This window comes from Pseudomonas sp. Z1-12, from assembly GCF_051132015.1.
In the GTDB taxonomy this organism is placed as follows: Bacteria; Pseudomonadota; Gammaproteobacteria; order Pseudomonadales; family Pseudomonadaceae; genus Aquipseudomonas; species Aquipseudomonas zanjanensis.
Genome location: NZ_CP071647.1, coordinates 649,520 through 672,266 on the forward strand (window position 1 = coordinate 649,520; position 22,747 = coordinate 672,266).

15 protein-coding genes and 1 pseudogene are annotated in these 22,747 nt (G+C 62.4%); 5 read left to right on the forward strand and 11 right to left on the reverse strand.

Annotated features, from left to right (window positions below; all coding sequences use genetic code 11):
• Positions 1 to 22: 22 nt before the first annotated feature.
• From J3P85_RS02805 to cbiE, 10 genes and pseudogenes are all read right to left on the reverse strand, one after another.
• Positions 23 to 1,402 (reverse strand): PepSY-associated TM helix domain-containing protein, encoded by a 1,380-nt coding sequence (locus J3P85_RS02805; protein ID WP_434704821.1) that lies wholly within the window; start codon positions 1,400 to 1,402, stop codon positions 23 to 25.
• A 191-nt stretch (positions 1,403 to 1,593) separates the two neighbouring features.
• Positions 1,594 to 3,720 (reverse strand): TonB-dependent copper receptor, encoded by a 2,127-nt coding sequence (locus J3P85_RS02810; RefSeq protein WP_434704822.1) that lies wholly within the window; start codon positions 3,718 to 3,720, stop codon positions 1,594 to 1,596.
• A gap of 83 nt (positions 3,721 to 3,803) precedes the next feature.
• Positions 3,804 to 4,193, reverse strand: a complete 390-nt coding sequence (locus tag J3P85_RS02815; protein WP_434706316.1) for a DUF2946 domain-containing protein — start codon at positions 4,191 to 4,193, stop codon at positions 3,804 to 3,806.
• 58 nt (positions 4,194 to 4,251) lie between these two features.
• Positions 4,252 to 4,731 (reverse strand): copper chaperone PCu(A)C, encoded by a 480-nt coding sequence (locus tag J3P85_RS02820; protein WP_434704823.1) that lies wholly within the window; start codon positions 4,729 to 4,731, stop codon positions 4,252 to 4,254.
• A 46-nt stretch (positions 4,732 to 4,777) separates the two neighbouring features.
• On the reverse strand, positions 4,778 to 5,176 hold the full coding sequence (locus J3P85_RS02825; RefSeq protein WP_434704824.1) for a DUF2946 domain-containing protein: 399 nt from the start codon (positions 5,174 to 5,176) through the stop codon (positions 4,778 to 4,780).
• A 294-nt stretch (positions 5,177 to 5,470) separates the two neighbouring features.
• Entirely contained in the window at positions 5,471 to 5,746 is a 276-nt protein-coding gene (locus J3P85_RS02830; RefSeq protein WP_434704825.1) for a DNA-binding protein, read from the reverse strand.
• Between the two features lie 88 nt (positions 5,747 to 5,834).
• Positions 5,835 to 5,963 (reverse strand): annotated as a pseudogene (locus J3P85_RS02835) (DUF6124 family protein); the annotation flags it as partial.
• A gap of 498 nt (positions 5,964 to 6,461) precedes the next feature.
• A complete protein-coding gene (locus J3P85_RS02840) occupies positions 6,462 to 7,184 on the reverse strand; it encodes a cobalt-precorrin-6A reductase (RefSeq protein WP_434704826.1) in 723 nt (240 codons plus the stop codon).
• On the reverse strand, positions 7,181 to 8,278 hold the full coding sequence (locus tag J3P85_RS02845; protein ID WP_434704827.1) for a cobalt-precorrin-5B (C(1))-methyltransferase: 1,098 nt from the start codon (positions 8,276 to 8,278) through the stop codon (positions 7,181 to 7,183). The genes J3P85_RS02840 and J3P85_RS02845 overlap by 4 nt, the downstream gene beginning before the upstream one ends.
• Positions 8,271 to 9,482, reverse strand: coding sequence for a precorrin-6y C5,15-methyltransferase (decarboxylating) subunit CbiE (gene cbiE / locus J3P85_RS02850; RefSeq protein ID WP_434704828.1), 1,212 nt, complete (start codon positions 9,480 to 9,482; stop codon positions 8,271 to 8,273). The genes J3P85_RS02845 and cbiE overlap by 8 nt, the downstream gene beginning before the upstream one ends.
• A gap of 645 nt (positions 9,483 to 10,127) precedes the next feature.
• Here cbiE and cobG point away from each other — a divergent pair.
• The 5 genes from cobG (at position 10,128) to J3P85_RS02875 (ending at position 21,921) form a co-directional block, all read left to right on the forward strand.
• Positions 10,128 to 11,447, forward strand: a complete 1,320-nt coding sequence (gene cobG / locus J3P85_RS02855; protein WP_434704829.1) for a precorrin-3B synthase — start codon at positions 10,128 to 10,130, stop codon at positions 11,445 to 11,447.
• Positions 11,440 to 12,066 carry a precorrin-8X methylmutase gene (locus tag J3P85_RS02860; RefSeq protein WP_186731096.1) on the forward strand — a complete coding sequence of 209 codons (627 nt, stop codon included), beginning with the start codon at positions 11,440 to 11,442 and terminating at the stop codon, positions 12,064 to 12,066. Before cobG ends, J3P85_RS02860 begins: the two co-directional genes overlap by 8 nt.
• The gene (locus tag J3P85_RS02865) at positions 12,066 to 12,797 is read left to right on the forward strand and encodes a precorrin-2 C(20)-methyltransferase (RefSeq protein WP_411387459.1); all 732 of its coding nucleotides are present in this window, start codon (positions 12,066 to 12,068) and stop codon (positions 12,795 to 12,797) included. The genes J3P85_RS02860 and J3P85_RS02865 overlap by 1 nt, the downstream gene beginning before the upstream one ends.
• Positions 12,797 to 14,494 carry a precorrin-3B C(17)-methyltransferase gene (cobJ, locus tag J3P85_RS02870; RefSeq protein WP_434704830.1) on the forward strand — a complete coding sequence of 566 codons (1,698 nt, stop codon included), beginning with the start codon at positions 12,797 to 12,799 and terminating at the stop codon, positions 14,492 to 14,494. The genes J3P85_RS02865 and cobJ overlap by 1 nt, the downstream gene beginning before the upstream one ends.
• A 374-nt stretch (positions 14,495 to 14,868) precedes the next feature.
• Positions 14,869 to 21,921 (forward strand): TcdA/TcdB pore-forming domain-containing protein, encoded by a 7,053-nt coding sequence (locus J3P85_RS02875; protein ID WP_434704831.1) that lies wholly within the window; start codon positions 14,869 to 14,871, stop codon positions 21,919 to 21,921.
• Between the two features lie 11 nt (positions 21,922 to 21,932).
• Here J3P85_RS02875 and J3P85_RS02880 read toward each other — a convergent pair whose 3' ends face one another.
• Positions 21,933 to 22,529, reverse strand: a complete 597-nt coding sequence (locus J3P85_RS02880) for a MarC family protein (RefSeq protein ID WP_014336378.1) — start codon at positions 22,527 to 22,529, stop codon at positions 21,933 to 21,935.
• Positions 22,530 to 22,747: the final 218 nt, after the last annotated feature.

The window sequence follows — 22,747 nt, forward strand, 5'->3', positions numbered from 1 at the left end:
ACCTTCCGTTAACGCACTGTCTTCAGTTTGAAGATGAGGCAATCTCAGGCTGGCGATTCAACCGCGTGACGAGGCGATCCAGCGCCCACACCACCACCAGCGAAGCGCCCACCAACGGGAACACCAGCGCCAGGGCCAGCATGATGAACACCCCGGTTTTCCAGGTCGGCAGGTCGTGGCGCAGTGGCGGCACGCCGAATTTGCCCTGGGGCCGGCGCTTCCACCAGATCACCAGGCCACTCACGGCGCTGAGCAGGATCATCAGGCAAACCAGCAGCACGAGGATCTGGTTCAGCGGGCCGAACATCTTGCCTTCGTGCAGCATTACGCCGGTCTCGGTGGCGCGGGCCACGATGCCGTAATGCTCCCAGCGCACATCGGCCAGGACCTTGCCGGTGTATTGGTCCACGTGCAGGGTCGCGTCGTTGCGCGGGTCATCGGCGAACACGGCGATGGTGAACACGCCCGAGGCGGTCGTTGGGAATGTGATGCTGTAGCCGGGTTCGACCTTGCGCTCGGTGGCGATATCCTGCACCGCTTGCAGGCTGACGGTCGGGGCGGCGGGGCCTTCATGCATGCCGCCGTGGGCCATGTGCTCGGCATGGTCGCCGGACATCGGCATCGGCGTGTTTTCCATGGCCCACGGCACGGTCTGGCGATGGGCGTTGTTGAGGCTGCCGGCCTCGACGTCGGACTTGGGCACGTCATTCCACATCGCCGCCGGGAAGCGGTTCCAGAGGTCGGCGTACTGCTTGCCCCAGAAGCCGGTCCAGGTCATGCCGCTGAGCAGCATCACCAGCAGGAACGCCGCGCCCCAGAAGCCGACGACAACGTGCACGTCACGCCAGAACACCCGCCCCCGCGCGCTCCAGCGCGGCCACAGCACACCCGCCGATGATTGCCCGCGCGGCCACCACAGGTACAGGCCGGAGACCACCAGCACCACGCCCCAGCCGGCGGCCATTTCCACCAATCGGTCACCCACCGTGCCGATCAATAACTCGCCGTGGATCGCCCGGGCCATGGCTTGCAGATTGCTCTTCGCATCCTGCTCGCCGAGGACGTCGCCGTGGTACGGGTCGATGAACACATTCAACTCCCGGCCCTTGTCGATCACCACGAACTGCGCGCTGCGCTCGGCGTTGACCGGTGGCAGGTACTGCTTGACCTGGCCTTCGGGGTAGGCCTGGCGGACCTGCTTGAGCAGGTCGTCCGCCGCCAGGGTGTGGTGCCCGGCCGGCACGTTCAGCAGACTGCCGTACATCAGGGGATCGAGTTGCGGCTTGAACAGGTAAATGATCCCGGTCAGGGCCAGCATCACCATGAACGGCGCCACGAACAGCCCGGCATAGAAATGCCAGCGCCAGGCCAGGTTGTAGAAATTCGGTTTCGGTTGGCTCATTGCAAAGCGCTCCGCAGGGCAAATTGGGTTGTTATGTTGTGCGGTCAGTCAAGGTGGAAACGAACCACTGTGGGAGCGAGCTTGCTCGCGATAGCGGCGCTTCAGTGGCATTGATGTCGACTGACACAACGCTATCGCGAGCAAGCTCGCTCCCACAGTGGGTGTCCTCGCTGACAAATCTCCGGTACTGGTCAGAAACTCATATCCACCTTCGTCCAAAGCGTGCGCCCCGGTTCGTTGATGGCCTGCGGATCGCTTGCCGGGTAGCCGAACCCGGCGTTGCCGGCCAGGTTCAAGTGCTCGGCGTAGGCTTTGCCGAACAGGTTGTCGACACCGCTGCTGACCTTCCAGTGCTGGTTGATGCGGTAGGCGCCGTTGAGGGAGAAGACCCCGAACCCCGAGCTTTTGCCGTAGTCCTTGCCCACCACGTTGCCCTTGTTTTCATCGACCCGGTGCTGCGCGGCCACCACCCGCCACAAGGCTCCGGCGCTCCAGCGGTCTTCGCTGTAGGTCAGGCCCAGGCGCGCGTCCAGCGGTGGCATCTGCGCCAGGGCGCTGCCGTCGCTGCTGTTCTTGCCCCAGGCGTAGGCCAGGGTGGCGTCGGCTTTCCAGCGTTCGGTGAGCTTGTAGGCCGCGCCCAGTTCACCGCCCATGATCCGTGCGTCGATGTTCTCGGCCCGGGAAGTGGTGCCCATCATCCCCGGCGTGTAGTCGAACAGGATGTAGTCGCGGACTTGCCCGACATAACCCGATGCCCAGGCTTCGAGGGTGTCGGTCTTGTACTGCAGGCCGAAGTCGAGCTGAGTAGTTTTCTCCGGCTTGATCGCGTCGAAAGCATTCAGCGAACCGCTCGGGCCGGCGTTCGGCGAGAACAACTCCCAGTAATCCGGGAACCGTTGCGCGTGACCGATGCCGGCGTAGAGGGTGGCGGGGCTGTCGTCCAGGTCGTGCTCGTAGCGGACGAAACCGCTGGGCAGCGTGTCGGCGCGGGTGTCATCGGCAGTAGGATTGGGACGGGCCGACATGCCGGAACCGATGCTCTGGCGGTAATCCTTGGCCGAGGCGCGGTCGAGCCGGGCGCCGGTGATCACTCGGTCGCGGTCGGCGGCGTACCAGGTCAATTCGCCGAACACCCCGTAATTATGGAAGTCGGCGTCCTTGGTGTACGGCAGGTCCTTGTAGGTGTCCACGCCCATGCTGCTGCGTTGGCGATGCTCGTTGGTCTGGGCGTCCAGGCCGCTGATCAATTGCACATCGGCCGAGCGCCAGGTGGCCTTGATGCGGGCACCGAGGGTGCGACGGTCGACATTGGAGGCCATGGGGCCGGCCATCATCCCGGTGCCGGACGGGGTGCGCAGGGTGTAGTTGTCCATCACGTGGTCGGCGTAGTTGTAGTAGACCTGGGCTTCGACTTTATCCAACACGTCACCGATGTTCGAACGCTCGAAACGCAGCCCGAGGCTTTCGCGCTTGAACTGCGAACCGTCCATGCCGCGCCCGGCGTAGCGCGCTTCACCGTCCCCCTTGCCGGCCGTCAGCTCCAGCAGGGTATCGGCGTCCGGCGTCCAGCCGAGGGCGACGTCGCCATTCCATTTGTCATAGCGCGACGGCACGGTGTCGTTGTTGCCGTCGCGGTAATCGTCCGAATGGGCGGTGTTGCCGATCACCCGTACATAACCCAGCGGCCCACCGGCGGCGGCATCCACCACCTTGTCGAAACGGCCGTTGGAGCCGGCCAACACACTGGCATTGACCCGGGTGCCCAGCTCGCCGAACTGCTCCGGCTCGCGCTCGAACAGCACGGTCCCGGCCGATGCGCCGGGGCCCCAGAGCACGGTTTGCGGGCCTTTGATGACGGTGAGCTTGTCGTAGGTTTCCGGCGAGATGTAGGACGTCGGCGCGTCCATCCGGCCCGGGCAAGCACCCAGCAGCATGCTGCCGTTGGTGAGGATGTTCAGCCGCGAACCGAACATGCCACGCAACACCGGGTCGCCATTGGTGCCGCCGTTGCGCACCAGGGCGAAGCCGGGAATGGTCTTGAGGTAGTCGCCTCCGTCGCTGGCCGGCACCGGTTGGCGCGGATCCTTGGGGTTGGTGACGATGGTCAGGGGCGAGCTGGGGGCGATGGCGGTGATGACCGTCGGGCTCAGTTCTTCGGCCGGATGGTCGTGATGCTCGTGCTCATCGGCCAGCGCGAGTGGAGCGAGCAGCAGGCCGCACAGGGCGGCGATGGTGTGGCGCGAACGAACCCGTGGTTCGTTCAGGGGGCAGCGAACCTGGGCAGAGCCCAACGCGGTGCCAGCAGAAAACCTGGACATGATGATTCCATCGAACAGACGTAGACGACACGGTCGGGCAGCCTGGGACTGTCTTTTGCGACCGGTTGAGTAAGTGTCGGGAGCTACGCTGCGAAGGGCGGTGCGCGGGTGCGGGCACCCGGGAAGAATGCCGACCGGGCATGGCCCAGGCGTGGAGAGGGACTGGTATAGATTTGGGTGGGCGGTGTGTCGAAGGCGGCGAAGGTATGGCCGCCGGTTAACGCGGGACAGTTGAACAGCAGGCTGCAATAGCCGCACTTTTCCCACAGCGCATGGTGCTCGCTCTGGGGCGGGCAATGTTCGGCTGCCGGCGCTTCATGCGCCGTCATGTCCATCTCCATGTCCATACTCATGGACACAGGCATGGACGAAGACATGCGCTGATCCATCGGCATCGACTGGGAAACCAGCGGACCGATAAAGATCATCAGCATGGCGAACAGGCTGATCCAGCTGCCGCGGGTCAGGCTCATGGGCTGACGGCGGCGCGTTGGCAGGCTGGCGCGACGAGGTTGCATGGGCGGCTACGTCTTACTGGCCGTGCTTATGCGACTTGGTGCCGTCGGGTGCTTTTTTCTGCACCGCGACATCAACCGTGACATCCCCGGCTTTTTCGAAATGCAGGGTCATGGGGAAGCGTTTGCCGTCGCTGAGCAGGCTGCGGTCTTTCAGGTCCAGCAGCATTACGTGATACGCCATCGGCGCGAAGGTGACGGTCGCACCGGGGGCGATATTCACGACGGGCACCGGTTGCATTTTCATCAGGTCGTTTTGCATCACATGCTCATGGAGCTCGGCCTTGCCGGCGACGGGCGAGTCGACGCTGAGCAATTTGTCCGCGGTCGGGCCGCTGTTGTGGATGACGAAATACGCGGCCACGGTAGGCGCGTTGGGTGGCAACTCCTGGGACCATGGATGAGCGATCTCAAGCTCGCCCGCCTTGTATTGGTGAGCTTGGGCGATGCCGACGGGAAGCAGCAGGGCGGCCAGCAGGATAAGTTTGTTCAACATGGCAAATCTCCGGAACGATTCAGGGCGCAGTTTTATGCGGGAAGAATCAGGCCAGAGGCGAGGCGCGGGGGTTTAGGTTGGGCCATTGCTGGCGCGGGGTAGGGCTGTCGAGCGTGGAATGAATGGCGGCACGATGGGCCTTTTGAGCGTCCAGATACAACTGCGGGACATGCCCGGCAAGCGCCACCAATGGCGCCGGACCTGAGCAGCACCAGCAATGCTGCATCGTCGAATGATTGTCCTGTTGCGGCGTGCCCTGTTCGAACGTGCCCAGGGAAATCGCCACCATTTTCGTGCCGCTGGAAGAACAGAAACTGCCCCACAGCACTTGCTCGGCTGGCGAATTGGCGGTCGCCCCCCCGCTGTTGGAAAGCGGCATGGCAAGCATGTTGAACAGCACTGCGAAGCAGGCGATCCAGGCAAATGCAAGCCGTTGTCGGGACATTGGGGCAATCCGCTCGGTTGGGCGATCAGGTGGCGGTATTTAGCCTGATCGGGGGGCAGAAGTAAAAAGGCCATGTGCGGTGTAGGGTCGCAGGCCTGGGGTTAACAGTAGCAACAGATCTTCGAGTGAGTGCTTTTGTGGCGAGGAAGCTTGCTCCCGCTGGGCCGGGCTGGCGCTCCAGCGCGAAGCGGCCCTAAAACCGGACATTGCAGTGTTTCAGGAACATAGCGTTCATTTCCTTGGGGCCGCTGCGCAGCCCAGCGGGAGCAAGCTCCCTCGCCACGGCATAATTGATCATTTGATATCCAGTCGTTCCCGATCTGCGCCGGTATAAGCCTGTGCTATATCGTTTGCCCGGGCGATATCGTTGAGGGCCGCTCGGATCAAGACGCCGTCACCCTTATCTTCTTCCACGCAAGCATCAAGATAAGCCAACTTTTCCTCTGCCGTTTGGAGATAGCTGGCAGCATCGAAACGTGTGAAGGCTTCATCCCGCAGAATTTGGGCGAACGCTGGATCGCTTTTGGCGCGTTCCGCAATCGTATGTTTGTAGTTTCGTGTAAGAGCCATTTATTCACCTGTGGGACCAGAGAACATGCGTGGTTTTTGTGGCGAGGGGTTTGATCAATCGCTTTGATCAAACCCAAGGTCCTGTCGCTTATCTCGGATCGACCACATCCAGCGCCCGATTTGCCAACAACTGGCTCAACTCAATCATCTGCTGGACCCCTTGCGCGATATGTCGTCGCGAGCCCTCCAGATCGAATGCGAGGTCACTGACCATGGCTTTCCCTTCGGGAAAGTTGCCCCCGTCTGAAGACGAGTGAGATCTTTGTGGCGAGGGAGCTTGCTCCCGCTGGGCCGGGCTGGCGCTCCAGCGGAGCGGCCCTAGAACCGGACATTGCGGTGTGTCAGGAATATCGCGTCCGCTTTTTTGGGGCTGCTGCGCAGCCCAGCGGGAGCAAGCTCCCTCGCCACAGGGCGGCTGTGCGCAGGTTAGTCGACCGGGGAGTCCAGCATTACCGGCGCGCCCGAAGGCGCCCTGCGCACAACCACCATCACGTGCAGGGATGAAATACCTGACTGACGAAGCTTGTGAACCCGCTGAAAACCTCGGGCGACTAAACCCGATCACTGAAGGGCAGTGACGGGAATCAAGTTACCGAGGGCCTCCAAGGCGCACAAGCCGGCGGATTCTGGCGTAGTTGTAGGCAGCGACGCAAGGTGATGTAGCCTGCTGACGTAGTTCTGACAGGACAGGCTTGTAGGACGGTGCAGATTTCTGTCAGACCAACTGCCGCAGCCCCTGCAACACCTCATCCACCGTCCCAAACTCCCGATCCACCCCCGTCAGCACTGGCCGCTTCAACACCAACACCGGCACCCCCCGTTCCCGCGCCACCTCCAGTTTCGGCTCGGTGGCCGTGCTGCCGCTGTTCTTGCTCACCAACACATCAATCCGCCGCCGTTCGAACAGCTCACGCTCGCCCTCGATATGAAAAGGACCACGGGCGCCAATCACTTCGCAGTGCTCATTGCCGGGATAAACGTCCAAGGCTCGTAAGGTCCAGAATTGCCCTGGCGGAATTTCGTCCAAGTGTTGCAGCGGCTCACGCCCGAGAGTGAACAAGGGGCGCTGGAAGGGTTGCAGGGCCTGGATCAGTTCGCACCAGTCGGCCACTTCGCGCCAGTCATCGCCGGCCTGGGGTTGCCAGGCCGGGCGGCGCAGGGCCCAGCAGGGGATGGCGCAGGCGCGGGCGGCGTGGGCGGCGTTGTGGCTGATCTGGGCGGCGTAGGGGTGGGTGGCGTCCAGCAGCAGGTCGATGCCCTCGGCGCGGATGAAATGCGCCAGCCCTTCGGCGCCGCCGTAGCCGCCGACGCGGACCTGGCAGGTCAGGTCGGTGGGGACGCGGCCGATGCCGGCCAAGCTGTAGATGTGCTGGGGCCCCAGGGTGCGGGCGATGGCCAGGGCCTCGGTGACGCCACCGAGCAGCAGGATACGTTTCATTCCAAAACTCCAGCCTGGCCGACAATCCCGCCCTGGCGGTCGATGGCGAAGACTTCGACCTGGACCTGGGCCGGTACCACGCTACGGGCGAAGGCCAGCGCGTGGTCGCACACCGCGTCACCGAGGGCGATGCCGGTGGCGCTGGCCATCGCCAGGGCCTGCTGGCTGGTGTTGGCTTCTCGAATGCCTTGCTGCAACGCCTCATCGGCACCGATGGCAGCCGCCCATTCGGCCAGTTGTGGCAGGTCGATGCTCGAATGGCGGCTGTGCAGGTCCATGTGGCCGGCGGCCAGTTTGCTGATCTTGCCAAAGCCGCCGCAGAGGCTGAGTTTATCCACCGGCACCTTGCGCACATGCTTGAGCACGGCGCCGACGAAGTCGCCCATTTCGATCAAGGCGATTTCCGGCAGGTTGTAGACCCGGCGCATGGTGTCTTCGCTGGCGTTGCCAGTGCAGGCGGCGATGTGCAGGTAGCCGTTGGTTTTCGCCACGTCGATACCTTGGTGGATCGAGGCAATGTAGGCCGCGCAAGAGAACGGCCGGACGATGCCACTGGTGCCGAGGATCGATAGGCCGCCGAGGATGCCCAATCGTGGATTCATGGTTTTCAACGCCAGGGCTTCGCCGCCCTCGACATTGACCGTGACTTCGAAGCCGCCGGCATAACCGCATTCTTCGGCCAAGCTACCCAGGTGATCGTTGATCATTTTGCGTGGCACCGGGTTGATCGCCGGCTCTCCCACGCCCAGCACCAACCCGGGGCGCGTCACCGTGCCCACGCCGCGCCCGGCGATGAAGCGCACGCCGGGTTCGGCGATCAAGCGCACCTGGGAAAACAGCAGGGCGCCGTGGGTCACGTCCGGGTCGTCGCCGGCGTCCTTGATCGTCCCGGCCTCGGCACCTTGGTCGGTCAACCGGCAGAACTCCAGGCGCATCTGCACCTGCTTGCCCTTGGGCAGCACGATCTCCACCGCGTCGGCTTCGGTGCCGCGCAGCAGTAAACGGGCCGCCGCCAGGCTGGTGGCCGTGGCGCAACTGCCGGTGGTCAGGCCGCTGCGCAGGGGGGCGGGTTGTTCGGCGGTTTCGTCACGCATCGAGAGGTTTGACCAGGTCGAGCAAGGTGATCGGCAAGGCCTGGCGCCAGGTGTCGAACTCGCCCAAGGGCTGGGCCTGGGCGATGTGGATGCGGGTCAGTTCACCGCCGTGACGTTCGCGCCAGTGCATCAAGGTCATTTCGCTTTGCAGGGTCACGGCATTGGCGACCAGCCGACCGCCGGGCTTGAGTCGGGCCCAGCAGGCGTCGAGCACGCCTTCGCGGGTGACACCACCGCCGATGAACACCGCGTCCGGACGTTCCAGATTTTCCAGCGCTTGCGGGGCACTGCCGCGAATCAGTTGCAGGCCCGGCACGCCGAGGGTGTCGCGGTTGCGTTCGATCAAGCCTTGGCGGCCTTCGTCGGCCTCGATGGCCAAGGCGCGGCAGCTGGGGTGGGTGCGCATCCATTCGATGCCGATGGAGCCGCTGCCGGCGCCGACATCCCAGAGCAGCTCGCCGGGTGTGGGGGCGAGACGGGCGAGGGTGATGGCGCGAACGTCGCGTTTGGTCAACTGGCCGTCATGCTCGAACGCGGTGTCCGGCAAGCCGGCCAGGCGTGACAGGCGCGGTGTCGAGGGTTCGGCCCGGCATTCGATGGCGATCAGGTTCAGGTCGGCAACGCTGGTGTCGGACCATTGTGTCGCAGTGCTTTCGATTCGTCGTTCTGCCGTGCCGCCCAAGTGTTCCAGCACCGTCATGGCGCTTGGGCCGAAGCCCCGCTCGCACAGCAAGCTCGCCACGGCGGCGGGGCTGTGGCGATCGTTGCTCAGCAGCAGCAGCCTGACGCCTGTGGATAAATGCCCAATGAGCGCCGCCAGGGGGCGCGCCACCAGCGACAGCGTGACCACTTCCTGCAACGGCCAGCCCATGCGCGCCGCGGCCAGTGAACAGGAGGAGGGCGCGGGGATGACCAGCATCTGGTCGCTCGGCACCTGTTTCGCCAGGCTGGCGCCCACGCCATAGAACATCGGATCGCCGCTGGCCAGCACGCACACCGGTTCGCCCTGCCGAGCGAGCAGCGGTTCCAGGGAAAACGGGCTGGGCCACAGCTCCCGCTCGCCGCGGATACACAGGGGCAACAGTTCCAACTGGCGAGTGCTGCCCAGGATCCGCGATGCTCGCAGCAAGGCATGGCGAGCCGTCCGGCCCAGACCCTTGAAGCCGTCTTCACCGATGCCCACTACGGTCAGCCAGGGGGTCATCTCTGTTCCTCGAATAGATGGGGTTGATCGACAGGCGTGTTGCCGCCGCGAACCGGGCCGCCATCATACCGCGCCCCGGCGGATCAGGCGCCTGGCGCAACATCAATGTCACCTCCAGACCGCTATCGCGAGCAAGCTCGCTCCCACAGGGATTTGGGGTTGAAGGCAGAATTTGTGAACACCCGATCCAAAACTGTGGGAGCGAGCCTGCTCGCGATGGCTGCGGTCCATCCAACATCACTTTTTCAGACAGACCGCTATCGCGAGCAAGCTCGCTCCCACAGGGGATTTGGGGTTGAAGGCAGAATTTGTGAACACCCCGATCCAAAACTGTGGGAGCGAGCCTGCTCGCGATGGCTGCGGTCCATCCAACATCACTTTTTCAGACAGACCGCTATCGCGAGCAAGCTCGCTCCCACAGGGGATTTGGGGTTGAAGGCAGAATTTGTGAACACCCCGATCCAAAACTGTGGGAGCGAGCTTGCTCGCGATGGCGGCGATACAGACAACATCATTGGATCAGGCAACCCGTGTTCTTGAGCAATCTCGCCTCAATCCGACAGGCAAGCTTTTCATGACCACCGGCAAAGCAGGCATAATGGCGCACCTTCGCCAATGTGGCGTTTCTCAGCTGCCGGTCTGCCCTTGAACGAACGTCCATCCTCCAACGTCATCCGCCCCTCCGGTTGCCCGGGGTTGCTGCGTGTCGTCCAGGCGTTGGACGGGGGGATCTGTCGGATCAAGCTCGATGGCGGTTCCATCCAGGCGGATCAGGCTGACGTCGTGGCCTCGGTGGCCGAGCGGTTCGCCGGGGGCGTGATCGAGGCGACCAACCGGGCCAACCTGCAGATCCGCGGGATCGGCCCCGGGCACGACGCGCTGATCCAGCCATTGCTGGCCGCCGGGCTTGGTCCTCGCAAACCGTCTGGCGATGACGTGCGCAACCTGATGCTCAGCCCCGCGGCTGGGATCGACCGGCAGATGCTGTTCGACACCCGCTCGTTGGCCGAGCGGATCCTCATCACCCTGCAAACCCACGAACGCTTCCCCGAACTGTCGGCCAAGTTCGCCGTGCAACTGGACGGTGGAGAGGCGCTGGCAATGCTCGAACATCACCACGACCTGTGGTTGTCGGCCCTGGTCCGGGATGGCGAGCCCTGGCTGGCCTTCGGCTTGGCCGGTTCCCCATTGGATAAACCGGCGGGCAGGGTGCCCCTGGCCCAGGGGCATGCCTTGGTGGTGGCGGTGCTGGAGCTGTTCCTCGACCTGGCCCGCCCGGACCAGATCCGCATGCGTCACTTGTTGGCTGAAATCCCTGCGGATGAATTCGTCAACCGATTGGCACACCGCTTGCCGCTGCAACCTTGCCCGGATTGGCAGCGGGAAGCGTCCATCGATGGGTTGCACCTTGGCGTCCATTCCCAGCACGACGACCGTGTCTACGTCGGCGCGGCGGCACCTCTTGGCCGGCTCGATGCCGGAATGCTGCGGGGGGCGGCGCAACTGGCGCGGGAGAAGGGCGACGGCAGCCTTCGTGTCACGCCCTGGCAAAGCCTGTTGCTACCCAACGTGTGTGTCGAGGATGCCGAAGAAGTGCTGGCGCGGCTCCAAACGCTGGGCCTGTTGGTGTCGGTCGACCAACCCCTGGCGCAGCTCATCGCCTGCACCGGTTCCAGTGGCTGCGGCAAAGCCCTGGCCGACACCAAGGCCGATGCTCGTCAATTGGCCGAGCTGCTGCAACGCCAGGGCCAAACCCTGAAAGTCCATCTGTCGGGCTGCCCACGTTCCTGCGCGGCAGCCCATATCGCACCCGCCACCTTGCTGGCGGTCGCCCCCGGTCGTTACGACCTGTATTTTCGTGATGCCGCGCTGCCGGGTTTCGGCGCGTTGCAAGCCCACAATCTGACTATTGAAGCGCTCGGCCCATGGCTCGACGCTCATCCCCGGAGCCCCCTTGATGCTTGATTACATCCGCGACGGTCAGGAGATCTATCGCAACTCCTTCGCGATTATCCGCGCCGAAGCCAACCTGGCGCGCATTCCGGCCGATCTGGAGAAACTCGCGGTGCGGGTGATCCACGCCTGCGGCATGGTCGAGGCCATTGATGGCTTGCAGTTTTCCGAGGGCGCGGGCACGGCCGGGCGTCAGGCGCTGGCCGCCGGTGCGCCGATCCTGTGCGATGCGCGGATGGTCTCCGAAGGCGTGACCCGGGCTCGCCTGCCGGCCAACAATCCGGTGATCTGCACCTTGCGCGACGAGAGCGTGCCGGCCTTGGCCCTGGAACTGGGCAACACCCGTTCGGCGGCAGCGCTGGAGTTGTGGCGTCCGCATCTGGAGGGCAGTGTCGTGGTCATTGGCAACGCGCCGACCGCGCTGTTCTACCTGTTGGAAATGCTCGACGCCGGCGCGCCGAAACCGGCTTTGATCCTCGGTTTTCCGGTGGGTTTCGTTGGCGCCGCCGAGTCCAAGGCGATGCTCGCGGCCAACAGCCGTGGCGTGCCCTTCGTGATCATGCAAGGCCGCCTGGGCGGCAGCGCCATGGCCGCCGCCGCCGTCAACGCCCTCGCTACGGAGGTTGAATAATGCAGCAGCCTGGACGTCTGATCGGCCTCGGCGTGGGCCCCGGTGACCCGGAACTGATTACGGTCAAGGCCCTGCGCCTGCTGCGCGAATCGCCCGTGGTGGCGTACTTCGTCGCCAAGGGCAAGAAAGGCAACGCCTTCGGCATCATCGAGGCGCATTTGCAGGACGCGCAGACATTGCTGCCGCTGGTCTACCCGGTCACCACCGAGGTGCTGCCGGCGCCGCTGTCCTATGAACAGGTGATCGCCGATTTCTACGACACCGCCGCCGAGCAGTTGGCCGTGCACCTGGACGCCGGTCGCGACGTGGCGGTGATCTGTGAGGGCGACCCGTTCTTCTACGGCTCCTACATGTACCTGCACGATCGCCTGGCCGAGCGTTATGAGGCCCAAGTCATCCCCGGCGTGTGCTCGATGCTCGGCGGAGCCTCGGTGCTCGGTGCGCCGCTGGTCTATCGCAACCAGAGCCTGTCGGTGCTCTCGGGCGTCCTGCCTCACGACGATCTCAAGCGTCGCCTCGCCGACGCGGACGCGGCGGTGATCATGAAACTGGGACGTAATTTTCCCAAGGTTCGCCAAGTGCTCCAGGAACTGGGCATGGACGGGCGGGCGCTTTACGTCGAGCGCGCGACCATGGCCAACCAGAAAATCGTGCCGTTGGATGACGTCGAGCCGATGTCCTCGCCGTACTTTTCGCTGATCATCGTGCCGGGCGAACGGTGGCAGGGTTGATGGCCGCCAAGACGCCGGCCATCGTCATCCTCGGCCCCGGCAGCCTGGCGACGGCCCGACGGATCCAGCAGCGCTACCCCGACGCCCTGATCCACGGCCTGGCCGGGCGGGTCGAGGGCGATCGGCAGTACCTGGAATTTGGCGCGACGTTGCGCGAACTCTACCAACAGGACACACCGATCATCGCCCTGTGCGCCGCGGGCATTGTCATCCGTACCCTGGCGCCGCTGTTGCTGGAAAAAGGCGCCGAGCCGCCGGTACTGGCGGTGGCCGAGGACGGCAGCGCCGTGGTGCCGCTGTTGGGCGGCCTGGGCGGGGTGAATGACATGGCCCGGGACATCGCGACAACCCTGCGGGTCGCGCCGGCCATCACCACCAGCGGCGAATTGCGTTTCGGCACTTGCCTGCTCAATCCGCCAAGCGGCTACAGCCTCGGCGACCTGGAGCAGGGCAAGCGCTTCGTCTCCGACTTGCTGGCCGGTGAGCCGGTGCGTATCGCAGGCGCGGCGCCGTGGCTCGATCAAGCGCAGTTGCCGCAAGACCCGCAGGCGCGGCGCACGATCCACGTCGGCCATGCCGAGCGTGAGGCGAGCACTCACGAACTGCTGATTTATCCGCGCAGTGTCGCGGTGGTGGTGAGCGCCGAGTTGGCTGACCTGCCGGGCGCCGTTCGTGCCGCTTTGCAGCAAGCGAACGTGGCGCTTCAGAGCCTGGCGTGCCTGGTGGCGGCGGATACGCTGATGGCCAGTGCGGCCTTGCGTGAAGCGGCGCTTGAACTCGGGGTAGCGCTGCGCTTTGTGGCGACGACGGGCGATGCCGCCACCTTGGCGCGCAGTTCGGTGCCGGCGGCGGACATCCTTTCGGCGACGGACAACCTGGCCATCGCCGTTGCCGCTCAACCCTTGGATGTGGCCCAAATCGGTCGTCCGCGCGGACGCCTGGCGGTGATCGGCCTGGGGCCGGGCGCTGCCGAGTTGATGGTGCCGGCGGTGAAAGCCGAGTTGGCGCGGGCCACCGATGTGCTCGGCTACGAAACCTATGTGCGTATGGCCGGCCCGTTTCGCGATGATCAAGTGCTGCACTGCACTGACAACCGCGAAGAAATGCAGCGCGCCCGACACGCCTTTGAGTTGGCTGCGCAAGGCCGTTCGGTGATCGTCGTGTCGTCCGGTGACCCGGGTGTATTCGCCATGGCGGCCGCGGTGCTCGAAGCGTTGCACGACTCCAGCGATCCGGCCTGGCACCAGGTTGAGCTGGAGATCCTGCCGGGCGTGTCCGCGTCCCTCGCCACCGCGGCCCAGGCCGGTGCGCCGTTGGGGCATGACTTCTGCGTGATGTCGCTGTCGGACAATCTCAAGCCTTGGTCGATCATTGAAAAACGCCTCGACCTGGCTGCCGAGGCCGATCTGGCGCTGGCCTTCTACAACCCGATTTCCCGTGCGCGACCCTGGCAACTGGGGCGTGCGCTGGAGATCGTCGGCCAGCACCGCACACCGCAGACGCCGGTGGTGTTGGGGCGCGACATTGGTCGCCCGGGCCAGACCCTGCGTGTGACCACGCTGGGGCAGCTCACCGCCGAGCAGGTGGATATGCGCACGATGGTCCTGATCGGCTCTTCCACCACCTGTGTATTTCCGCGAGCATCCGGTGGAAGCTGGGTGTACACACCGCGCTGGTATGGGGCCAAACCGGCCTGAACCGCGACACTGTTCTGGGGTGGGGGAGCTACTGTGGCGAGGGAGCAAGCTCCCTCGCCACAGGATAAAAATGGGCGTGCGAGTGTGTTCCGATTCTTTTGCTTTAGTTGTCGTCCGTATAAATAAAAGCGCACGTTGTGGTCTTGCCTCTTCTTTGAAATGCATTGAAAGGCTTCTCGGTTGAGTTGTTGGTTTTTAAGCGTTAGTTTGCCTGCCTGATAAGTTGCTAGCGTGCACTTGTCACGGCTTGGTCTATGTGTAAGTTCTCGCCAAGTTACAAATATCAATGGAATGAGAGGTCGCCGGGACTCGCTCTGGTGACAGTATTTATAGGCCTGTTCTTTTGCGCTGGAACAGGTCAAGGAGTGTTTTTTATGCAGGACGCGAATAACGATAGTAGTGGTGGGGGTGAATTCGGCAAACTTTTCAAACTGGCCGACCTCGAACGGGCCCTGTTGCCCTACAAAAACAACGAGCAATACGACAGGGTCATTCGTTATTACTCTGCCTGTGTCGGCATGCCGGACTCCCACAGGCTGCTCGAGCCATTGGGGCTGTTGAAGCAGGCGCTCGCCGAGCTGTTGGGCCACCGAAGAGTCAAGCGCAGCGAGGCTGCATCCATCGTCAGCCGGTCCGGGGCTACAAAGGACGCGCCACAACTGTATAACGAGATCGACCACGAGGAGGCGCGCCTTCGGTTCAGCCTCGAACAAATGAAGAAGCCGCCTATTAAAGTGCCCAAGACCGTGCACTTCGTCTGGCTCGGTGGCGGGCTTGGCGACATTCAGCGCGATTACCTCAATGTATGGCGGCAGGTGTTGGCCGGGCAGGGTTACACGCTGAATCTTTGGTATGACAGCGATGCACTAGTTGCCTGGCAAACCAATAAAATTATTGTCGAAGCTGCCAAGGCAAATGCTCTTTCACACGTAAGTGGCACGGTGAGTGCAGAAAAACTGGCGACGCTTTACGAGGAACGCGCCATTGTACTGAAGCAACAAATGTATGCGCACATCAATGCGGCGGTGGCCAAGGGTGGATCGGCCGATGAAGCCCGCATGGATTTATTGGTTCGCGCCTACGGCCAGGATGCCCAGCAGTTGCAGGCATTAAGGCAACGTAACAGGCAGAGCGTCGAGACCATGGCTGAGGGTCCCCTTCAATTGCGTGATCTTGCCGCCAGCGAGGCACCCCTGCAATTGCAGGGTATTTATGAGCAGGAGATGCGTTTGCGCGGCAATATGGCGGCGGCGTCCGATCTGGTACGCGCTGAAGTCCTGTTCGACCAAGGTGGAAGTTACAGCGATATCGATCATCTTCCCCCATTGGTGGATATCTTGGGGGGTGTCGATATCAGTGCCTTGGGCTTTGATGCCCGTGTGGGAATCCTGCAGTTGCTGTTGAACAACAACCCGCAATGGATGCCCGGTCGTACCGAGTCCTCCAAGTATTACGCCAGAATTCCCGCTGAGCAGCTGTCGGCACTGCAGGCTTTCGCGCAGGGGCGGCCAAGCCTGGGCGAGGTTTTCAAGGCGCCGGCGGATCGCCTCGTCAGGCCCTTCGCGCTGCGCGCTGCGGCAATACGTGAATCATTGGCGAATGCATTCCTGATGGCTCACCCGGGTTCGAGCATCCTGAAAAGTGTCATCGAGCGTTTCCGCTTCAACTATGAGGTGTTGGAGGCTTCCACCCGACTGGCTGCTCAACGTGGTGTTGCATTGAGCAACGCTGGTGAGATGAGTGAATTGGTGCGCGAAGTGTTGGAGACGACGTATGGGCCTTTGGAAGAACTGCCTTCGAAAGACGCGATGTTTGCCGCATTTCTGGCCGAAGCCATAGCGACCTATTTTCGCGATGGCATTCATCTTGAAAGCGAAGGGACTATCTACCTCACAGGTCCCGGCGCCATGAACGATGGCATGGCCGACTATGCAAAAGCGCACTTGGTCCCATCCGTTGCAGAAAAACTGCTTAACGAGGCAGCCATTGCCCCCTATTCAACCGTTAACGGCGCCACCGAAGAAGAGCTGGATCATTCATGGAAGGTCAATGGAACCGATCCCGAAAAGTGGGTCAGCGATGAGTTGGCGCTTTGGAAAGCGAGCAATTATCCAAGTTATAAAGGCGACATCGCGCAACTGCTCCAGCATTCGACGATCAACTTCCAACAGGGCTGGCCGCTGATCGAAGGGCGAGCGGTACTGTTGACGGATGTATTGGAGCGATTGGTCGAGGGGCTTGGCGAACCCTTCATCGAGGCGATGAGCCAGGGACACGACGGTGAGATCCGCTTCGAGAAGCCGCTGCCGTTGAGTTTCGATGATCGCCAGCGTATCCGGCGCCAGACAACCGATACGCTGGCTCCGGCATTCCTGAGCGATGCAAAGATGCAGGACCTGGGGATCGACGACGTGCTGGTCGATATCGCCAGCGGTACCCGGCGCTTCATCGAGGCCAGCCCGATACAGCGGCTGTCGCTGGGCGTGTTGCTGGGCTTGGACACCCTGGACAACTCGCGTTTCAATGCTTTCACCAGTGAGTTGGAAAACCTGGCCAACAGCGTTGCCGAACAGGGTATTGCCGGCCGTTACGCGGTTATCGAGCGGCAATTGTTCAAGCGTAAGACGGCCAGCTTCATGAATGGCCTGGTGAGCGACTCGGCGGATGCGCCGCTGCCGTCCGACAGCGCGCTGGAGCTGAAGAAAACGGCCTTGAAACAGGCGCGGACGTTGTTCCAATGGGGGCGTCAAGTCGCACGAATCCAGAAAGTGGCGACCCTTGAGCATCGCCTCAAGGTCGTTGAACGCTCCGCGCAGGTGCTGGACGGATTCGGCCACAACGGCGTGCAAATGGTCCCCCAGGATTTGCTGCTCGATAGCGATGGCGAGGCGATTGGCGGGCGCTGCTATCCCCTGGCGTTGGTGATGAGCGCAGCGCTGGCCCAGGGTGAAGTGTCTTCCGGGCACTTGCGCGGACGCTTCTACCTGGCGGTGCTCGAACCCAGTGAGGCCGATGCCCAAGCCTTTCTGCGGTCGCTGGAAGCGTTGCGGGATGTACCGATGCATGAGGTCGGAACACGTTTGGGACAGGCGAATCTGGATCAGGTCAAAAACCTGCTCGAGACGCGCAGCGGCCCCCGTATGGTGATGCTCAATTCTGATAACCACTCGATGTTGGTGGCCAAGACTGTTAGCGGCGAACGTGCCACCTATCATTTCTTCGACCCCAACTTCGGCCTGTGCAAGTTTGAGCATGCGGATGGGCTGCAAACTGCGCTGGAACGATTTTTCCAGACAGAGGGCATGGCCCACTATTACGCGGCCTATGGTCCTGCCGCTCGACCGGAATTCGATCTGATCGACTTGCACAGCGAAAAGATCGCTGCCATGGAACTGGCTGATGGCTTTACCGTGGAACACCTGCTCAGGCCCGACCCCTTGCCAGGAAAACCGACGCTTGCAATTCGCCAGCGCTTGAACAGTGCCCATGGCAGATCCTTGGCGGAAAACGCGCACTTGGGTAGCAGTTTATTGAAGCTGGATAGCCACTGGTGGGGCCAGCAGATCGCCCAGGTAACGGTCGGCTTGCAAGAGCTGCATGGCTCGACGACCCCGCTGGTGCCCTTGTTCGAAACGCTGGAAATCACGCCGGAAGGCAAATACCGGGTGAGCCTGATCGACCCCGCGCACCCACAACAGCCGGTCCGCGTGCTCAGCGACGATCATCGCCTGCTGCGGATCAAGAACTGGTTGTCGGAACAGTTTTCGACCCTGGCGCGCAAACCCGTGCAGGCGGGCAGCGTCCTGGACCCGACCGAGGCCGGGAGTGTTCATACCCTCAATGCGGGTTTCACCATCCAGGCATTGATGAACGCCTTGCGCAGCCGGGAAGGCGCTGACCGAACGCTGACCACTGCCGTTCGCCTGCACGCCTACGTCAACTATGCGCAGCTGGTGCATGGCAACGTTGTGGATGTGGCGGGCCTGGTGCAGTTGGTCCGTACCGCGTTGACGGAAGAACGGCTCATCGCTCGCACGTGCGCGCCGATCGTCGGCCAGGCGCTGGGGCATGCGGCCAACGAAGGCGTCGGCGCGGTGTTGGGGCTGGCCAATGTCGGCTTTGATATCTATCAACTGAAGACGGCACGCAACGGCATCGAGACGGCGCAATTCGGGACCCAGCTGGCGTTCGACTCTGCCAGCCTGGCCCTGATGGCGGGCGGCATCGGGGCAGGGTTGGCCGGCGCGTCGACTGCGGCGGGGGTACTCGGCGGCGCGGGGGTGATATTGGGTGGCTTGGCCGTCGGGGTCGCTGCACTGGCCCAGGGGTTTGCCAGCATTGCTCGCGAAGCGCAACAAGTCGGAGATTTTTTTGCCGATCTGGAGCAGGCTTATCGTGGCGATGGCTACTACCATGATCACAAGTTGGATGCGTGGGTGCCACGTTCGCCACTGCTGATCAAAAGCATTGACCTGAACGACGCAACGGTGCAGCTCGACAGTCCCAAGCTGTATCCCCTGCATGATCATTTCGGTGTGCCGGGTTTCGATCCCGATGACGCGCGGACGATCGACATCCGTCGAGAGTTGGGGCTGCCCAGACAGATCGGATTCGCCCCGCCCAGCGGACGACCCATCGTGCTGCCCTGCACGCCGCAAACCACGTACGGTTATGAATACAAGGCGCTACCCTTTGCTCGCTGGCGCCATGATCGCGGCTTCGACACGGCTCGCCGGCTGGAAAAGAAGCAAGCGGACGATACGTGGCTGTTCAGGTTCTCGTTCTATTCGTTTCCTTCCGATTACATTCTCAATCGTCTGAACCCGGTGTACGGCGAAACGGTCGTCCGGGTGTACCTGGATGCGGTGGAGCGCACGCTCGTGGTTCCTATCCTGCCGCAAGCCTGGCAAGGAAAACTGTCCTATTGGCTCAGGGGCGCCGGCGCAAGCTGTACCGTGGCGCTCAATCCCGGGGTCAACCTAAGGCTTGTCGCTCCGAACCTGACGTATTGTCGCTGGGTGTTGCAGGCAACCTGGGCCAAGGACAGTGATATCCGGGTCGAGCCGTCCGGTGATTTGTACATCGGCTCTATCCATGTCACTTGTGTCGGCCGGAACCGCGTACTGGTTCGCACAGCCGACCAATTGTTCGATGTCACCGGGAATAAGAGCCAACTGAATATTGTCGAGCAGACGGCGCCCGAGGGGCTCGATGAACAGGCGTTGCTTGACCACTACCAGGGCCTGGCGCGCGAGCATCGATTGGCGTTGCCTTATACAACGATCGACCGCTACCTGGTTCCATTCGAGGATCCTCAAGAACCTCGCTATACCACGGCCTGGTATGACGCGGCCGAAGACCGTTTCCTTTACATCCGCGACGACATTGAAGTACTCGGCGAGCCACGATTGTCACTGGTCGTGGATGATTCGGCGTATTTTTACGATCCCGACGGGTACCAGATCTGGCAGGCGGATTGTGCGACGGGCCTGCTCGAATGCCGTTATGTGCTACTCGTCCAGGAGGGCAAGAGCACCATTCGCAACATCGAGGCTGATGCCCAGGGAGTGATTCATGTTTTGCAGGAGCACGTTGATGACCATCAAGCCGTCCGGCAATACCGATACCTGATTCATGACGGGCAATTATCGCTGAGTTCCGTCACCTACGACAGGGCACCGCAGCTGCAAGCGCTGCTGTTGACTGGCGATACGCTGGCCGAGTGGTCGTCCGTGCTGGGCAATTTCGCTCGACTGGGCGCCAACTCCTCGAACACTGGGTCTACGGCTGTCTATTGGCAACCGGCGTCATATGTTTCGATCTGTTGGACGATTGCGCCCAGCGTCCGAGACATGGTGTGGATACGCCGTAGCGATCGTTGCCTGATCCCTGCACCACCGGCCCAGCACCATGCCCGAGGTTGGGACGACTCGATCAAGAATCTGGACGGTCTGATGCTCTTACCCATGGCCGGCGACAGCGATGTGTTCTTCGTTTACCAGCGAGTCAGCCCCAACCAGACGCTCTGCCGACTGCAACGCAGCGTGACGGACGGTAAGGCGCAGTGGACGCACCAATGGATGCAGCCAGAAGGGCTCAGACAGGTCCTGTCGGTCGAAGGGGGCTATGTGGCACTCGATGAAAACGGGCTGTTTTTCAACTTGGTTGCGCAAGGCGCGCTGCAGTTCGCCGGTGTGAGTGAGCGATGGCTCAAAGACCGTGCCCAGTGGTGGCAGGCGCTTGAGCCGCTGGCCAAGCGCTATCCGGCCAAGGACTTCGCCATTGCCGGCGTGCGCAACACCGTCGGTGACGGCAATCTCTGTGCCTGGTACGTGACGCACCGGTTGTTGTTATGCGATGCGGGGCTGGACAAGGAAGTGCGCTTGCTCGGCGTGATACCGGACAACGAGTCGGTCTGGCTGTTCAATCGGTCTGACGGTGAAGTCATGAGCCAGCCGTTCTTCGACCCGCAGCAGCTTGACCAGGCTTTTGGCACCGGCTCGCAACTGTTGCCAGGTGCCAACCTGCCGGCTTATCAACGGGAATGGGCGGGCTGGCGGCTCGCTGACGTCACGCTCGAAGGCTCCGGATTGCGCGGCATAAGCGTGGACGGTGTGGAGTTGGCGCTGCGTCATCAGGAAACGGCGACCATCACCGGGGTCAATTACGCCTGGGTGACTGCTCAGGGCGAGCACTTGGTCGAAGGCCTCCAACGATTGCTGGAAACGGCCCGGCACGACGAGTTCGTGTCGGTGGAGTCCGAGCCTGGGAGCCTGCGCTGGTATGACGTGCAAAGCGCCCGGTTGCTGCGGGTAACCGGCAAGAGTCTACCCACAGACTTCACCCTGCTGGGCACTCAAGCGCAGGTGAACGTGTTATTGCACGAGCATCAGGACGGGCGGGTGCTCATTTATCCAGACAAGCGAAGCATCGGGCCGTTCGATTATATCCAGCGCAACGCCCAGGTGCTGGTGGTTGAAGGAGAGAGTGTCGGCCGCGATCTTTCGCCGCTGATTCTCGACGAGGTCACCCGGTTGGTTCTGCGCCTGGGCCAAGGCTCGGTGACGTGCCAGTTGACGAAGCCGGTGTGGCTGAAACTGGAGTCGGTCATTGTCGACTGTCGTCATGCCCTGGGTGAAACGCCCGCCATGCTAAGCACCTTGATCTGCGCATTCGATGAGCCTGAAAAACTCGTGTTCGAGATCGTCCAGGCGCACCTGGTCATCGTTGACCCGGACAGTGAACGCTGCTTGATTCTGCGCGATGTGTGTTCCGCCGATCCGGTATTGCGTGGCGAACTGTGCCTGGGTTTCAACGCTGCACAAGCGAGCCCGGTGTCGATGTTTGTGACGCGATTAAAGGCGTTGGGTGCGACCGGCAGTGCAACGCTGGAGGAGCTGCTGGCGCCAGCGCCGGTCGCAGGGTAAGCCGTCTCCCGTCACGGCACCAGGTAACCTCGCACGCCGGTAAAAATGATCTGCGCCGCCAAGGCGCAGACAAACAGCCCCATCAGGCGGCTGACGATCTGCAAGCCCTGGTCGCCGAGGATCCGTTCGATGCGGCTGGACAGGTACAGCACCACGCCCACGGTAAAGCTGGCCAGGGCGATGCTGATGATGGCCATGAGTTTGTCGTCCCAGTGCGGCTGGCTCACGCCCATCACCAGCAGGGCGCCGATGGTGCCGGGGCCGACGGTCAACGGAATGGTCAGCGGGACGATGGTCACGTCCTGCTGCACATTGTCGGTCTGCACGGCCGACTTGCCCTGGGCCATGCCCAGTGCCGAAATGAACAGCACACTGCCGGCGCCGATCCGGAATGCGTCCACGGTGATGCCGAACACGCTGAAAATCACCCGCCCAAACAAATACAGCAACACACTGGAGACCAGCGTCGCGGTCGCGACCTTCCAGGCCAGGCGGCGTTGTTCCTTGCGCGAATAGCCGCGAGTCAGCCCGATAAAACATGACAGCACGAAGAAGGGGCTGTAGAGCACCAGCATCTTCAGATAAACGCTGAACAGCACATGAAGCATGGTTGAGGCTCGCGACGAATGAGTTTGACGTGGAGTCTATCAGGCGTCGGGGGCGTTTGTCGGCTGGCGTCGGGGGCTGAAAACCAGAGTATTGGAACATGTCGATTTAAGCTGGCGGGTGCTTACGCTGGGTGAGTTGTCGGGGCACTTTGATGGGTTAACTTCGATTTTAATATGCATGGTTACAGTTGTTGGCTTGTTGTTGGGGGATGGGTTGG

What these genes read in the sequence shown, in the direction of transcription:
- J3P85_RS02805 (WP_434704821.1), bottom strand. Translation starts at nt 1,402, where the DNA reads ATGAGCCAACCGAAACCGAATTTCTACAACCTGGCCTGGCGCTGGCAT.
- J3P85_RS02810 (WP_434704822.1), bottom strand. Translation starts at nt 3,720, where the DNA reads ATGTCCAGGTTTTCTGCTGGCACCGCGTTGGGCTCTGCCCAGGTTCGC.
- J3P85_RS02815 (WP_434706316.1), bottom strand. Translation starts at nt 4,193, where the DNA reads ATGAGCCTGACCCGCGGCAGCTGGATCAGCCTGTTCGCCATGCTGATG.
- J3P85_RS02820 (WP_434704823.1), bottom strand. Translation starts at nt 4,731, where the DNA reads ATGTTGAACAAACTTATCCTGCTGGCCGCCCTGCTGCTTCCCGTCGGC.
- J3P85_RS02825 (WP_434704824.1), bottom strand. Translation starts at nt 5,176, where the DNA reads ATGTCCCGACAACGGCTTGCATTTGCCTGGATCGCCTGCTTCGCAGTG.
- J3P85_RS02830 (WP_434704825.1), bottom strand. Translation starts at nt 5,746, where the DNA reads ATGGCTCTTACACGAAACTACAAACATACGATTGCGGAACGCGCCAAA.
- J3P85_RS02840 (WP_434704826.1), bottom strand. Translation starts at nt 7,184, where the DNA reads ATGAAACGTATCCTGCTGCTCGGTGGCGTCACCGAGGCCCTGGCCATC.
- J3P85_RS02845 (WP_434704827.1), bottom strand. Translation starts at nt 8,278, where the DNA reads ATGCGTGACGAAACCGCCGAACAACCCGCCCCCCTGCGCAGCGGCCTG.
- cbiE (WP_434704828.1), bottom strand. Translation starts at nt 9,482, where the DNA reads ATGACCCCCTGGCTGACCGTAGTGGGCATCGGTGAAGACGGCTTCAAG.
- J3P85_RS02860 (WP_186731096.1), top strand. Translation starts at nt 11,440, where the DNA reads ATGCTTGATTACATCCGCGACGGTCAGGAGATCTATCGCAACTCCTTC.
- J3P85_RS02865 (WP_411387459.1), top strand. Translation starts at nt 12,066, where the DNA reads ATGCAGCAGCCTGGACGTCTGATCGGCCTCGGCGTGGGCCCCGGTGAC.
- cobJ (WP_434704830.1), top strand. Translation starts at nt 12,797, where the DNA reads ATGGCCGCCAAGACGCCGGCCATCGTCATCCTCGGCCCCGGCAGCCTG.
- J3P85_RS02875 (WP_434704831.1), top strand. Translation starts at nt 14,869, where the DNA reads ATGCAGGACGCGAATAACGATAGTAGTGGTGGGGGTGAATTCGGCAAA.
- J3P85_RS02880 (WP_014336378.1), bottom strand. Translation starts at nt 22,529, where the DNA reads ATGCTTCATGTGCTGTTCAGCGTTTATCTGAAGATGCTGGTGCTCTAC.